This is a genomic window from Acinetobacter sp. ANC_7655 (assembly GCF_056784015.1).
The window spans coordinates 130,718-145,550 of the sequence record NZ_JBWYJB010000006.1; the positions used below are offsets into that span (position 1 = coordinate 130,718).

Genomic DNA, 14,833 nt, shown 5'->3' on the forward strand with positions numbered 1-14,833 from the left:
TTTAATCTCTAAGATGATTCAACTTTAAAGCGGTTGAATCTCCCAATATGAATTACTTTAACCCTCAGCAGAAAAGCTTAAGCAATTAAGGTTATTTTTGATTTTCGATAACATCTAACGCATAAACAGTTTTAATATAATTTCGATACTGCGTTGAATAAGAGATTTCCAAACAACGCATAAGGTATGCTTTCTCTTTTGAATATTGATAGCTGCCTAACGCTTCTTTGAGCGCTTGATCAATATAATTTTGCACTTGTTTTGCCGCCTCATGGCTATGCTCACCGAGTTGAAAATATCCACCTCTCGCAATATTTGCTTCAGCTGCATAAATCTCAGAATGAGATAGACAATACGCGATCCCATCATTATGCAAATACTCTTGTGCCCTTGATAAATCATCCGCATAAATGCTTGAACTCAACAAGATACTCAAAGCAATAGCAAATTTAATTCTCATTTTTAAATCACTTTCTCAAGACAATAAAAAAGCGCCTTTTGGCGCTTTAAATACATTAGGGTTGTTTTAGATATGGCCATGCCGCTCTTAAATAAATAAACATGGACCACAGTGTTAAAATTACAGCGGTATACAATAAACCATATGCAACTAATTCAAGTGGTTTCCAATTAAGTAAGAACACGGAAATAGCGATCATCTGGAAAGCTGTTTTATATTTTCCAACCGTTGATACAGCCACATTGGTACGTGCACCGAGCTCAGCCATCCACTCACGTAAAGCAGAAACCGTAATCTCGCGTGAAATAATCACAATCGCAGCAAAAGCCATCGAAATTGTAGGTTGCCATTGCACCAAAACAATCAATGCTGCTGCGACCATTAATTTATCCGCAACAGGATCTAAAAAACGTCCGAATGCAGAAGTCTGATTCAATGTTCTTGCCAAATAACCATCAAACCAATCTGTGACAGCAGCAATCACAAAAATTGCAGTCAGAATGATATGACGCGTCATACCCCCTTCATGCCCACCCACACCAATCGCAGGAGGCCAATAGGCAATAATTAAAAAAACAGGTATTAACGCAATACGTGCTAGCGTCAAGATATTTGGTATATTCAGGATGCGACCTGTAGACATAGACACCGCCAGTTTGCCCCAATTACAGCTAAAATTTGCAATAAAAACTTGAGCTTTGATTCTTTAATCCGCTTACTTTAAACGATTCACTACCCGCTGTCGACTAGGCAAAAATCGCGACAGTCTGTCTACAAATTGCAACGAGACGGTCATTATGGTCCCAAATATGGGCATATTCAGTAGAATAACCATGCGCAGAATGATCTGTAAATACTTTATATTTAAACCAATCTCGTCGGTCAGCTTGAATAGGTTCTAACAGCGTCACATACCAAGAAATTGAACTGCCCGGTGCTGGTTTTTTTAATATAGGAAAAATTCCTGCAGGCCAAATATCTAACATTGCTATAAATTCAGGCATGCTCAGCGGACCTGCTTCAAATTTAGATTCTGCATATCGAAACCACCCACCAAAATCTGGCTTTTCAGCAGCCGTACAAGGGTATTTCCCTTCAGCCCAAATCAGATCATAGTTCTGATAGCATTGCGGCATAAGAGGATGATAAGGCAACTTAACTAAACTTTCAGGTGAATCATACTGTGGTGCTGAGCGAGTTTGATCCATATTCACAACTGATTCACGGTCTGAACCAAAACTTGCCAGCAGAATTCCCTGTACAGCATCATCCTGCCAAATCCGAGCCTCAATATTAGTCACAGATTTACCTTGCCTTAAAATTTCCACTGTCACTTTGACTGGCTTTTCCTGAACAGGACCCACAAATACCACACTGGTGCTCAATAATCTTTTTTTAGGGTCATGAATCATTTGTGTTGCTTTGTGTAGCATCATCGCCGTGGTTAAACCACCAAAAATGGTACGACCCTGCAACCAACCCTCAGGGATCTCCACCCATTCTTGTTGATCAATTTCTTGAAATACCTGTCCAAATGACATGTGCAACCCTTTTATTTTAAATTTCTTATCGCGCTAGCATGCTGAATTTTCAGATTGAGGTAAATGATCAATGACTCGCAGGTCAATGATCCTTTTGGCAAATTGATATGCATGATTACTCATGCAAGATTTTGTACACAGTCCGAGCGAGATTTGCACCAAAACCTGGGACTAAATTCAGATCCTTTTCAGAGGCTTTTAATACCCCTTGAATCCCACCAAAATGTGTTAATAAATCACGGCGGCGTTTTGGTCCTAGCCCTGGAATGGCTTCTAAAACTGACTGCCCACGACGTTTATCGCGCTTGGCACGATGTTTAGTAATGGCAAATCGATGCGCCTCATCACGAACCTGTTGAATTAAATGTAGCGCTTTATGGTCTTCAGGCAGTTGAATCTTTGTGCCATCAGTGAAATGTAAGGTTTCCAAACCAGGCTTACGTCCTTCCCCTTTTGAAACCCCCACCATGAATGCATCCAATCCAAGATCTTGCATGACCTGCATTGCCATATGTAATTGCCCTTTACCACCATCGATGAGAAGCAAATCTGGCAGCATCGCCTTCTTATACCGTCGTGTCAAAGCCTGACGCATGGCAGCATAATCATCACCGCCAGTGATATCTTCGATAGCAAACTGACGGTAATCGCGCTTGCGAGCCCCTCCACTATCAAAGACAACACAAGAAGCGATCGTTGCTTCGCCCATCGTATGGGATATATCAAAACATTCGATACGATCAATTGGACGTCCGACCACCTCTTCTAACTGATGAAAACGTTCATTCAATTCATAATGGTTAGCAAGTTGTCCTTTAATGGCATGCTGTACATTCATGGTCGCAAGCTCGAGCCATTCTGCACGGGTTTCTCGAACTTTTGATTTAATCAGAATTTTTTTGCCAAAATTTTGTTGTAGTGCCTCTTCTATGTCTTTCTTGTCTGGCAGCTCCACGTTGACGATTAATTCTGTTGGAATCTCATCGGCAACTTGGAAATAAAAGTTCGCGATAAAATCTGCCAGCATTTGTCCCAAATCATCGCCCAACATATCTGGGAAATAACTTTTTCCTCCCAACATCTTGCCATTACGCACATGCATAATCTGAACGCACGTTACCCCCGCTTGGTATGCGATCGCTAATATATCTGCTTCACCTTTGACTTTATAAATCGCTTGTTGAGTTTGGACATCACGCAATAATGCCATCCGATCACGATAAAAAACGGCTTTTTCAAATTCGAGAGCTTCTGCTGCCGCTTCCATTTTGGCAATTAATTCTTGATTAAGCTCACGTGTGTCCCCTTGTAAAAAACGAATAGAGTTATCAACATCATCTTTATAATCTTCAGGTGATATCATACCCACACATGGAGCTGAGCAACGTTTAATTTGATACTGCAAACACGGTCTTTTACGTTGCGCAAAATAACTATTTTCACATTGGCGGACATTGAATAATTTTTGTAAGACCACCAATGTATCACGTGCATTATAAGCACTTGGATAAGGTCCAAAAAATTTACCTGCTTGATGTTTCCCCTTACCACGACCTGCTGCAATACGTGGATAAGGCTTATCACTGGACACAAAAATATAGACGTAAGATTTATCATCTCGCAGCATGATGTTATACGGCGGTCGATGAAGCTTAATTAAGTTTTGTTCAAGAAGTAATGCTTCCGTTTCTGAGCGGACCACCATGGTTTCAATATCATGAATGCGGGCAACTAAAGCCTGTGTTTTGGGATGCTCAATGGTTTTAACAAAATAGCTAGAAACACGATTTTTTAAATTCTTCGCTTTTCCCACATACAACAACTCTCCATCTTTACCTAACATGCGATAGACACCAGGCAAAGTCGTAAGATTGGCTAAGATTTTTTCAATGTGTTCACGTGCGTTTTCGTTCACAAGCAGCCTTTAATGTAGAGTCAGTCATTCATGCAACAGCATGAGCTTATTGTGATGGTAACGCGCTCTATTTCAAGTGCATTTCGGTAGACGATTTTAAAACCTTGTTGATCCAACAGTTCAGGGCAATGATCGCAGATTTTATAATCAGCTGATTGTTAAAAAGTCTGAGTTGTTAAATTCAAGTTTGATATGCTTTTCAACTGATTCATTCATGGATGCGCCAACATGACTGCGACCGATCGTGCTTTTCACGCCATACAACCTGCACTCTCATCCCATAGTCCTTCAGAAAAAGATCGACTCATTGGAAAGTCTCGCTTTCATTTTGAACCAGCCAAAGTGATGCAGTTATTGCGTGATCGTATCATTGGGCAAAATCCAGCCTTAGATGAAATCGAAAAAATGCTTCACGTGGTCAAAGCTGACTTTTCAAGTCCTGAACGCCCCTTGTCCGTCACCTTAATGCTTGGACCAACAGGTGTTGGTAAAACAGAGACTGTTCGTTTGATTGCTGAAGCGATTTATGGTCGTCCTGATGCGTTTTGTCGTATCGATATGAATACACTGGCTCAAGAACATTATGCAGCCGCTTTAACAGGCGCTCCGCCCGGATATGTCGGTTCGAAAGAAGGTCACAGTTTATTCGATGAAACTGCGATTAATGGCTCTCATACCCGTCCTGGCATTATGCTGTTTGATGAACTTGAAAAAGCCTCTCCCGAAGTGATTCGTGGCTTAATGAATGTGTTGGATACAGGTCGTCTAACCCTTACTGCTGGAACAAAAACGATTGATTTTCGTAATTGTATGATCTTTATGACCAGTAATGCAGGAGCGCGCGCAGCACAACAATATTTAGATAAATTAAATGTTTTACCGCAAAAACTTCAAAATCTATGTTTAAAACGCCTACCCACGAAAGCCATTATTGAAAAAATACTGCATCGCAGTTTTGATCCGGAGTTTCTGAATCGAATTGATCGTGTCCTTCATTATCAGCCTGTTCAAGATGATGCACTCCCTAAATTGGTAGATATTGAACTGGAAAAACTCAACATTCGTTTGCAACATCAAAAACGTCAGGTTCATTTATCAGACCTTGCCAAAGCATATTTCTATCAGGGTCATGATATCCGCTTTGGGGCACGTCATTTAGCACGGAAAATGAGAACTGAACTAGAACCCATTATTGCGATCTACTTTCTAAAGCATCCAGATCAACTTCATCTCAAGCTGGATTGCAAAGACGGTCAGCTCTCGATCATCAATCAATAAAAAAAGCCCATTATGGGCTTTTTTTAAACAAATCATCTTAAACCAGGAATCGTGACAAAGGATTCTGCTGCCGTTTTATTATAATACGTACACCCTTTTTCAATATTTGCCATTAATAACTGATAACGCTGTCTATTTTCTGCAACATCATCGTTCATTATCAATTTTTCATAGAGTTTATATTCATCATCAGTCGTACGCTTCAAAGTTTGATGATATTCAGCAGGATATAGTTTGCTTTCAAATTCAATGGCTGTTGAATCATCTAAACTAATCTTCATACTGGTGTCAAAAATACTGCTAAAATTCATACCCATCCAACGATCTTTTGCGAGTTGAAATTTAACAATTGGATTTTTGTCATTTAAAAGATCAAGATACAGCAAGTTATCTTCATAAAATTGGTTAAAACTCTCTTCCAATGGTTCACTCGTGTTTGGATAGAGTTGTAAATAATCTACTCTGTTTTGTTCTGCTTTCTTTCTATAACAATAGCTACCTGAAGAAAAATTTTTAAGACCATCTTTGGCGATAAACAATCTCACATTAGGGCTCAAATCATTTCGATCAATGTTGCGATAACCTGGTAAAACTGTATCAAAAACATTTTTACCCGATAGGTTTACACGCTCCATTTCGATATCCGTTTGGATGTCACCAATGATATTCATCGTCCAATGACTAGGACTATTCACACTGAGCGTATTTTGGGCTTGATCATAGGTTTGATAGATACGATTTCGCGTCACAATCACACTATTCAACGGTTTAAAACTATCCGTATAAGTAAATTGTCCATTTTGAAATTCAATATAATTTAAGCCGAATCGATCATTGGAATTATAGTAAATTGAATAGAGTTGATCACCGTTTCGAAATTGTGTACTCGGTGATGATTCATACGAATCTCCCGACCCACCGCCGCCACAGGCACTTAAAAAAAACGGTAAAACACTTAGTACTAATATTGTTTTTTTGAGATTCATTTGAATTTTCTTTTGTATATTTTACAGACAAAAGCATAGCTTTTATTGAACTACTTCTCAATTTTAATTTACATCATTTTAAGTAAAATTAAAAAATGCGCCCTGAGGCGCATTTTGATCTGAATGCTCTTAAAACACATAAGGTCGAATGAAAATCAGGAAGAATATCCCTAACATCAAGAACCATTTTAAAAAGTAATATAACTGACGGTTCTTCGCTTTCAGTGCTTTTGCTTTGACACGCAAGCGATAAATATAACCAAATGCTTTGTTCAGACCACCCGTTTGATCCCCTGCTTCATTCGGTGAACTTGCCGCAGTCATTACATTTTTACCAAACCAATGATTAAACCGTTCCATCCAACGTGTCTTTAAAGGGCGCTCTACATCAGCAAAGAAAATAATACGATTTTGATCCGTCGTGTTTTCTGCATAATGAATGTAGGTTTCATCAAACACAACGCTTTCACCATCTCTCCATGAATACCGCTGACCATCTACATCAATAAAGCAACGATCATCATTTGGCGTCAACAACCCTAAATGATAGCGTAAAGATCCCGCATAAGGATCACGATGACGAACCAAGCGACTATCAGGAGCAAGCTCAGTAAACATCGCCGCTTTAATGGTTGGCAATGTTTTAAGCAATGCTGTCGTTTTAGGGCACAGTTCTGCTGCTGAAGGATGTGCAGAGTCATACCATTTTAAATAAAAACGCTTCCAACCAGTTTTAAAAAATGAATTAAAGCCTAGGTCATCATATTTTTCAGAGGCTTTGATCCCACCCTGCTCATATAAAGCTTTGGCTTCATCACGAATCATTTCCCAATTTTCATCTAACACTTTTAAATCTTTAAAATGCTGTGTGTCGATATAAGGCTGGTTTGGCACCTTAGAGAACATATACATCAAAAAATTAATAGGTGCCAAAATGGTCGAATGATCAAAGAATTGACGATAGAACGAATGTCGTACTTTTCCACGACGTTGAATATACAGTGCCGATATGATGAATATCGCGAGAATAATCCACTTGATCATTGATTGACTCGGTTTATCTTTGGTTAGCGGGTTAAATGAGGAGATGCTGCACCTAAATTGGAAATGAATTGTTCCAATTTAGATGTATAGATAATCACGTAAATTGTATAACGACTACCCCAAACAACGAAACATTGTGTTCTACAAATAGACTTTTGATGGCTTTATATTTCAGTTTATTGACTTTTATGACGAAATTTAAAGTGCAAAATAACTTGAAATTACCTACCTACCCCAGATATAAGTTGAAGTGTTTTTAAATAAAATGCCAATTGAAACAATCGCTTTATTGTAAGAAGAACAAATTCTACATTCGCATCTGCTGTTTTATAACGCATGCTGGTGCAATAAATAGATGACCATTGCGTCACGGCTTGATACAACTTGTTATGTTCTTTTTCGATATAGTTATCGTAAGATTAGCGAAGCTTTAATGTGCGCAGGAAATACGCACTAGCTTCACAACATCAACTTAGAAGTCCTCCAAAAAAAAGGAGATCAGGGCATGATCCACGCTGGCAATGCCATTACCGTCCAAATGCTTTCGGACGGAATTGCAGAATTCCGCTTTGACTTACAAGGTGAGTCGGTTAATAAATTCAACCGCGCAACAATTGACGACTTTAAAGCTGCAATTGCTGCTGTTCAATCAAACGCTGAGATTAAAGGTCTTATCGTTACATCTGGTAAATCTACATTTATCGTTGGTGCAGACATCACTGAGTTTGGTGAAAACTTTGCGCAAGGCGAACAAGTCATTGTAGATTGGGCGATGCCTGTTCATGAAATTTTCAATTCATTCGAAGATTTAAATATTCCTAAAGTTGCTGCAATCAATGGTATGGCATTGGGCGGCGGTTTCGAAATGTGCTTGGTGTGTGACTATCGCGTGATGTCAGAATCAGCACAAGTTGGTCTTCCAGAAATTAAACTTGGGATCATTCCTGGTTTCGGTGGTACTGTTCGTCTAAGCCGTGTTATCGGTATCGATAACGCTGTTGAATGGATGGCAATGGCGAACCCGAAAAAAGCACCTGCTGCACTTAAAGATGGTGCGGTCGATGCGGTGGTTGCTGCTGATAAATTACAAGATGCTGCGATCTCTATCGTTAAACAAGCAATCGAAGGTCGTTTAGACTGGAAAGCGAAGCGTCAAGAAAAATTAGATCCAATTAAGTTGAATCCATTAGAACAAATGATGGCTTTCAACTCGTCTAAAGGTGTGGTGCTTGCGAAAGCTAATCCTGCACAATACCCTGCGCCAAAATTATTGCTTGATTCTATGCAAGCAGGTTCAAGCTTAGATCGTGCTGGTGCACTTCGCCAAGAAGCTGAACACTTTGCAAAAGCAGCGGTAACGCCACAAGCAGGCGCGTTGATTGGTCTATTCATCAACGACCAAGTTGTGAAGAAAACTTCGAAAAAATATGAACAAGGCGCTCACCCTGTAAATCAAGCTGCAGTACTTGGTGCAGGTATCATGGGTGGTGGTATTGCTTATCAAGCGGCAAGCAAAGGCACACCAATTATCATGAAAGATATTGGTAACCCACAACTTGCTTTAGGAATGAAAGAAGCAAACGGTCTTCTGACTAAACAAGTTGAACGTAAGAAAATCAAGCCTGCTCAAATGGGTGAAACGCTTGCACGTATCCGTCCGACATTAAGCTATGATGAGTTTAAAGAAGTCGATATCGTGATCGAAGCGGTAACAGAAAATCCGAAAGTGAAAGGCATCGTACTCAAAGAAACTGAGTCTAAAGTACGTGAAAACACGATCATTGCATCAAACACTTCTACGATCTCAATCACGCGTTTGGCTGAAAACCTAGAGCGTCCTGAGAACTTTGTAGGGATGCACTTCTTTAACCCAGTGCATATGATGCCTTTGGTTGAAGTGATTCGTGGTGAAAAAACTTCACCTGAAGCGATTGCAACGACTGTCGTCCTCGCTCAAAAAATGGGTAAAACTCCGATCGTTGTAAACGACTGTCCGGGCTTCCTTGTAAACCGCGTATTGTTCCCTTACTTTGGTGCCTTTGACCTTCTTCTTAAAGACGGCGCTGACTTCCAACAAGTCGACAAAGTGATGGAAAAATTTGGCTGGCCAATGGGTCCTGCATACTTAATGGACGTTGTCGGTATTGATACTGGCGTTCACGGTGCAGAAGTGATGGCTGAAGGTTTCCCTGACCGTATGAAGCCTGATTTCAAAGGTTCAATCCAAACAATGTATGAAGCACAACGTCTCGGTCAAAAGAACGATGTTGGTTTCTACAAATATGAATTGGACAAGAAAGGCAAGAAAGCAAAAACTGTTGATCCAACAGCGTATGACGTAATTGCTTCTGTCGTGACTGGTGAAAAACGTGAATTTGATTCTCAAGAGATCATTGACCGTATGATGATTGCTTTCTGTAACGAAACTGTTCGTTGCTTAGAAGACAACATCGTTGCAACACCAAACGAAGCAGATATGGCAATGATCATGGGTGTAGGCTTCCCTCCATTCCGTGGTGGTCCATGCCGTTACATCGATCAAACTGGTGTAGCTGAGTATGTTGCGCTTTGCGACAAGTATGCGCATTTAGGTAAGGCTTATGAAGCGCCACAAATGTTGCGTGACATGGCTGCTAACAACAAAAAATTCTACGGTTAAGGAGCAACGTGAATGGCTACTTTAAATCCACGTGACGTTGTCATCGTTGATGGCGTACGTTCAGCAATGGGTAAAACCAAAAATGGTATGTTCCGCAATGTACGTGCCGATAACTTATCTGCTGAATTAGTTCGTGCATTGGTTGCTCGTAACCAGTTTGATGTGAACGAAGTTGAAGATGTGATCTGGGGTTGTGTGAACCAAACTCTAGAGCAAGGCATGAACATCGGTCGTAACATCGTGTTATTGGCAGACTTACCAAAAACTGTTGCAGGTCAAACTGTTAACCGTCTTTGCGGTTCTTCAATGCAAGCAATTCATACCGCAGCTGCTCAAATTGCGACAAACCAAGGTGATATCTTCATCATCGGTGGTGTTGAGCACATGGGCCACGTTGGCATGATGCATGGTATCGACTTGAACCCACAAGCATCTAAACATTATGCAAAAGCATCTAACATGATGGGCTTAACGGCAGAAATGTTAGGTCGTATGAATGGCATTAGCCGTGAAGAGCAAGACGCTTTTGGTGTTGAATCTCACCGTCGTGCTTGGGCTGCTACTCAAGAAGGTCGTTTCAAAAACGAAATCATTGGTGTTGAAGGTCATGATGCAAATGGCTTCAAAATCCTTTGTGATGTAGACGAAGTGATTCGTCCAGATGCGAACCTTGAAGCATTTAAAGCGTTGCGTCCTGTGTTTGACCCTAAAGGCGGTACAGTGACTGCTGCTACATCATCAGCGTTGTCTGACGGTGCATCTGCAATGTTATTGATGTCTGCTGAGCGTGCGCAAGCACTCGGTCTTAAGCCACGTGCTGTAATTCGATCTATGGCAGTTGCAGGTTGTGATGCTGCGATCATGGGTTATGGCCCAGTTCCAGCAACTCAAAAAGCGCTGAAACGTGCTGGCTTGAGCATTGGTGACATTCAAACTGTTGAGTTAAACGAAGCATTTGCTGCTCAAGGTCTTTCAGTATTGAAAGGTCTAGGTTTACATGACAAACAAGACATCGTGAACTTAAACGGTGGTGCGATTGCGCTTGGTCACCCATTGGGTTGTTCTGGTGCGCGTATCACAACGACGTTGTTAAACGTGATGGAACAACAAGATACACAAATCGGTCTTGCGACGATGTGTATCGGTCTTGGTCAAGGTATCGCAACTGTGATCGAACGTGTTTAAGTTTTAAATACGTGACCAAAAGAAACCCCGCTTAATGCGGGGTTTTTTCTCTAAAAAAAAATCTTGTTAAAAAATTTATAAATATGAAGAAAAAAAAGACATATTTCTATCCAGTATTTTATATCGTTCTCAGTCTTATAATTTTCTATTTTGGATGGAAGTTAGAAAATCAATATGAATTGCCTTTCTTTAATCCTCTATTAGTTTCTAGTATTGCTTATGGACTGGCTATTACTTTTTTAACTCCCATTTTTCTTGTTGTTATCAATCAGTTTTATGTCCGAGAAATTGAGGAGAATCGCAAAAAATTCCGTTATAAAAAAATTAATAAATTCATGAATTATTTTATATTTATACTTCTTACAGGGTTTGTGTTATTTTTTTTTTGGAGGTTATTTTCCCCGCAATTTATCACGCTTACAAACTTCGCTCTGATCAAAATAAATGAAGTCATTGGCAAGCCAGTTATCAAAGAATTTCTATTTAACGGTACGGTACAAGCTAATCCAACTCATCAACAAAAAATTAATATTGGCTCACACAAACATTCTATTTATGTTATTGATACTGTTACTCACAAGATAAATTTTACGCTATCTGATAATAAGAGAGAATACTCATTAAAGCAGTATTGCTTAACTCAAAATTTGAACCTTAATATTCAGAAATATAAAATTCAAATTGAAGGTTATAATTCTTTTTTGGGCTTTAGTGCTCAACAAAATCAACACTTGAGCAACCATGTATCTGCTCAACAAAATATCAATTTAGATCTTAACACTTTAAATTCATGTGAATTAATCTACTATAATTTACCTAGGCTTTAAGATAATTTGCAAATTATCAAACGTGTTTAAGTTTAGATACGTGACTAGAAGAAATCCCGCTGTTTGCGGGATTTTTATACTTTAGAAATCAAATTTTATTTTAGATTACTCCGCCATCCATCACCCAACAACTGATTTAAACGTTGCTCATCAAAGGTCATTGGAATCGCGCCTCCACCCTGTTGGATATGAGTCAATGCTTTGTCCCGATCAATCCCTAAAGGCTCCAACATTCTAAAAATGCCTGAACTCGGATCATTCGACTGTAAACCTGCTGCAACAGACAAAACATACTGCTGCTGTAAAGGTGATAGATGACTCATATCAGGCACTGGAGTTTTCGGTTGAATATTCAGTGCAGGTGAACTTTGCTCTAAAGCAGCATTTTGAATATCCTGCTCTTTTTTGATCACTTGATGTTGCAAAGATTGACGCACCTTTTGATCTTCTTGAAAAGGTGTAACAGTCGTCACAACCTCATCACGTAAGTCATCGTCCGCCAACAATTGAATTGATGGCAGGCTTGCAACATCTTCAGCATGAGTCAAACTCATCAGCAAGGCTGAGATCACACCGAACATCAAACATAATTTAGAATTAGTCATAAGTAAGACTCTGACATGCATCGTTCAAATTGAGCATCAACAAACAAGAATAACTAAACAAATAGAGCCATTCTTTAATTAAACTACACCAATTTATTTACGTATTCATCAGCACTCAGATAAATGGTTTCAAGTGTTTTTTAAAAGTTTTGCTAAGCAACTGAATTTCAAGACTCGGTCTGATTTTACAAATATGGACTTCAAAGCTTAACTTCAATTCATTATAAAAATAGAAAACTCATACATATCCATCAGCCATGAAAACTAAAATAAAAAACAGCCTACTCGTTATATTTTTATGTCTCACATCACTCTGGGCAATCTTATTCATTTGGACACATCAGCCTGTTAATGCCATTTTCACTTATGCACTGATCTTGTTTTGGGTTGGACTTGCCATCATTACAGGGATATTCCATTTCAAGCAACACAGCTATAAGCCCTATTTCACATGGGCGTATTTGATTATTTTTTTGATTGCCATGATTAGCTTTTTTCCTTAGAACCGCGCAATGATCGCGTTTGGCAGGATGAAACCGACAAAATTATTCAATTCCAATTCAAAGATGGCAAAGTGGAATTACAGAATGTCAGAAATTTTATTTGGCACAGTGATAAAGACTACGTGACGCGATGGGAAACACGACAATACGATTTAGAAAAGTTAGATCGTATAGATTTAGTGGTATCTCATTTTATGCAAGGTCCTATTGCGCATGTTTTTATTACATTTGGTTTTGATGGTGGCGAACATCTCGCATTTTCTTTAGAGGTTCGTCAGGAAAAGGATGAAGGTTTCTCCACCATTGGCGGTTTTTTTCGGCAGTATGAATTGGCACTGGTCGTAGGTGATGAAAATGATTTGATTTATACACGCTCAAATATTCGCGAAGAAGATGTCTATATTTATCCAATTCAAATGAATCAAACCGAAATTCAGATGTTGTTTTTAGAATTCCTGAACAAAGCCAATCGGCTGAATCATACCCCAGTTTGGTATAACACCTATATCAGCAATTGTACGACCATCTTGTTTGATTTATTAGAACATGCAGTAGGACAAATTCCACGAGATTATCGCGTGACCTTACCAGGCTTAATTCCAAACTATTTATATGACAAAAAAGTCCTCGATAATGGTATTACTTTAAATCAATGGAAAGAAAAAGCACATATTAATCCTAAAATTGAGCATGTTCATGATGTACATTTACTTTCAAGTAAAGCCTTTTCTGCCTTACTCCGTGAGTAAAGCATGCGTCCATTTTTTATAACCACGCTGAAAGAAACAACCAAGAAAGTTTGTTTATTGCGTTTCTTCCTGAACAGCAGGCTCTGAACTTGGACTTTGATTCACTGTTTGTGCTTCAATCACTTCGGCATTTTGATTTTTTAACTGATCAATTTCGCGTTGTAATTGATTTAATTCGCGATATAACTCGTTAAAGCGATTCACACTGAGATCACTTTTAAATAGGATCATTTCGTTACGGCGTTGCCAGTCATGATTCTTCAAAAACTCAAACATTTCTTCAGCTTTTTTTGTGATCTTAAGTTCTAAAGCAAACAAAGCTTGATCATTATTATGCTGTCGGCTGAATTTTAACTTTTCTTTCATTGGCTCACGCAAGTCTGCTTTCATCTCCAAAGCATCAAGCGCTTGTAAAGCTGTCGCATAAATTTGTTGGTCACGCGTTTGATATTCAGATTGAATTTTTTTCACTTGGACAAACATCTTTTCGGTGTCTTGATATTTATTCTTTTTATCTAATTCTAGGCGACGAACGTTCAGAAACTCATCCCACTTGGCTTGATCTAACTCACGTAAATACATATTTCGTGATTCAATATTGTCTACCCAATACTTCAAAATAAATTCAGAAAGTACTTTATAGTCACCATTCAAACGCTTATCTTCAACTTTAAAATTCAGAGGGGTCTTCCAATCCTTCGCTTGAACATAAAGCTGCTCAATTTTTTCTGTCATCACCAAATCAAATTGTTGACGTTGCACTTCATCATTTTTTTCATTTTGCGCGTAGGCACAATAACCAAATAATAAGGTCACCATGACGATAACCACCGCTAAAATTCCGCGCATCTCAAACTCCTATCCTTTTTTTGTTTGAGTAATGAATCACTTGCGAACAATGACAAGCACATGATGTGTATTGTATAGCATATTTTTTAAGCAGAAATAGGAATGAATTTAGTGGATATTGCTGTGATTTTGTCGATTTATTCGTGATTCTGTGATCAAGTTTCAATAATTTATTACGCAAAATTCATATTTTCGACAGAAATATATCGGATTGAAACTCTGCGTTTCAGAT

13 protein-coding genes are annotated in these 14,833 nt (G+C 39.0%); 5 read left to right on the plus strand and 8 right to left on the minus strand.

The window, feature by feature from the left end:
• Nucleotides 1–91 precede the first annotated feature (91 nt).
• From AC1M9N_RS08560 to uvrC, 4 genes are all read right to left on the minus strand, one after another.
• Nucleotides 92–460 (minus strand): hypothetical protein, encoded by a 369-nt coding sequence (locus AC1M9N_RS08560; RefSeq protein WP_481596156.1) that lies wholly within the window; start codon nucleotides 458–460, stop codon nucleotides 92–94.
• Between the two features lie 55 nt (nucleotides 461–515).
• Nucleotides 516–1,103, minus strand: coding sequence for a CDP-diacylglycerol--glycerol-3-phosphate 3-phosphatidyltransferase (pgsA, locus tag AC1M9N_RS08565; protein WP_035265993.1), 588 nt, complete (start codon nucleotides 1,101–1,103; stop codon nucleotides 516–518).
• Between the two features lie 103 nt (nucleotides 1,104–1,206).
• On the minus strand, nucleotides 1,207–2,001 hold the full coding sequence (locus AC1M9N_RS08570; protein ID WP_481952169.1) for a thioesterase family protein: 795 nt from the start codon (nucleotides 1,999–2,001) through the stop codon (nucleotides 1,207–1,209).
• A gap of 115 nt (nucleotides 2,002–2,116) precedes the next feature.
• Entirely contained in the window at nucleotides 2,117–3,916 is a 1,800-nt protein-coding gene (uvrC, locus tag AC1M9N_RS08575) for an excinuclease ABC subunit UvrC (RefSeq protein WP_180028652.1), read from the minus strand.
• A 228-nt stretch (nucleotides 3,917–4,144) separates the two neighbouring features.
• On the opposite strand from uvrC, the gene AC1M9N_RS08580 reads away from it, so the two are divergent.
• On the plus strand, nucleotides 4,145–5,194 hold the full coding sequence (locus tag AC1M9N_RS08580) for an AAA family ATPase (RefSeq protein WP_481596154.1): 1,050 nt from the start codon (nucleotides 4,145–4,147) through the stop codon (nucleotides 5,192–5,194).
• A 32-nt stretch (nucleotides 5,195–5,226) separates the two neighbouring features.
• On the opposite strand, the gene AC1M9N_RS08585 is transcribed toward AC1M9N_RS08580, so the two are convergent.
• Nucleotides 5,227–6,180, minus strand: a complete 954-nt coding sequence (locus AC1M9N_RS08585) for a hypothetical protein (protein ID WP_481596153.1) — start codon at nucleotides 6,178–6,180, stop codon at nucleotides 5,227–5,229.
• 129 nt (nucleotides 6,181–6,309) lie between these two features.
• Entirely contained in the window at nucleotides 6,310–7,224 is a 915-nt protein-coding gene (gene lpxO / locus AC1M9N_RS08590; RefSeq protein ID WP_035265982.1) for a lipid A hydroxylase LpxO, read from the minus strand.
• Nucleotides 7,225–7,729: 505 nt separating this feature from the next.
• On the opposite strand from lpxO, the gene fadB reads away from it, so the two are divergent.
• The 3 genes from fadB (at nucleotide 7,730) to AC1M9N_RS08605 (ending at nucleotide 11,895) form a co-directional block, all read left to right on the plus strand.
• Nucleotides 7,730–9,883 carry a fatty acid oxidation complex subunit alpha FadB gene (gene fadB / locus AC1M9N_RS08595; RefSeq protein ID WP_092766638.1) on the plus strand — a complete coding sequence of 718 codons (2,154 nt, stop codon included), beginning with the start codon at nucleotides 7,730–7,732 and terminating at the stop codon, nucleotides 9,881–9,883.
• A gap of 12 nt (nucleotides 9,884–9,895) precedes the next feature.
• Nucleotides 9,896–11,068, plus strand: coding sequence for an acetyl-CoA C-acyltransferase FadA (gene fadA / locus AC1M9N_RS08600; protein WP_035265978.1), 1,173 nt, complete (start codon nucleotides 9,896–9,898; stop codon nucleotides 11,066–11,068).
• Between the two features lie 83 nt (nucleotides 11,069–11,151).
• On the plus strand, nucleotides 11,152–11,895 hold the full coding sequence (locus tag AC1M9N_RS08605) for a hypothetical protein (RefSeq protein ID WP_481954591.1): 744 nt from the start codon (nucleotides 11,152–11,154) through the stop codon (nucleotides 11,893–11,895).
• Nucleotides 11,896–11,990: 95 nt separating this feature from the next.
• Here AC1M9N_RS08605 and AC1M9N_RS08610 read toward each other — a convergent pair whose 3' ends face one another.
• On the minus strand, nucleotides 11,991–12,500 hold the full coding sequence (locus AC1M9N_RS08610; protein ID WP_481954592.1) for a hypothetical protein: 510 nt from the start codon (nucleotides 12,498–12,500) through the stop codon (nucleotides 11,991–11,993).
• A gap of 574 nt (nucleotides 12,501–13,074) precedes the next feature.
• Between AC1M9N_RS08610 and AC1M9N_RS08615 the strand changes: the two genes are divergently transcribed.
• Nucleotides 13,075–13,752, plus strand: coding sequence for an Lnb N-terminal periplasmic domain-containing protein (locus tag AC1M9N_RS08615; protein WP_481954593.1), 678 nt, complete (start codon nucleotides 13,075–13,077; stop codon nucleotides 13,750–13,752).
• 54 nt (nucleotides 13,753–13,806) lie between these two features.
• On the opposite strand, the gene AC1M9N_RS08620 is transcribed toward AC1M9N_RS08615, so the two are convergent.
• Entirely contained in the window at nucleotides 13,807–14,601 is a 795-nt protein-coding gene (locus AC1M9N_RS08620; RefSeq protein ID WP_481954594.1) for a hypothetical protein, read from the minus strand.
• Between the last annotated feature and the right edge of the window lie 232 nt (nucleotides 14,602–14,833).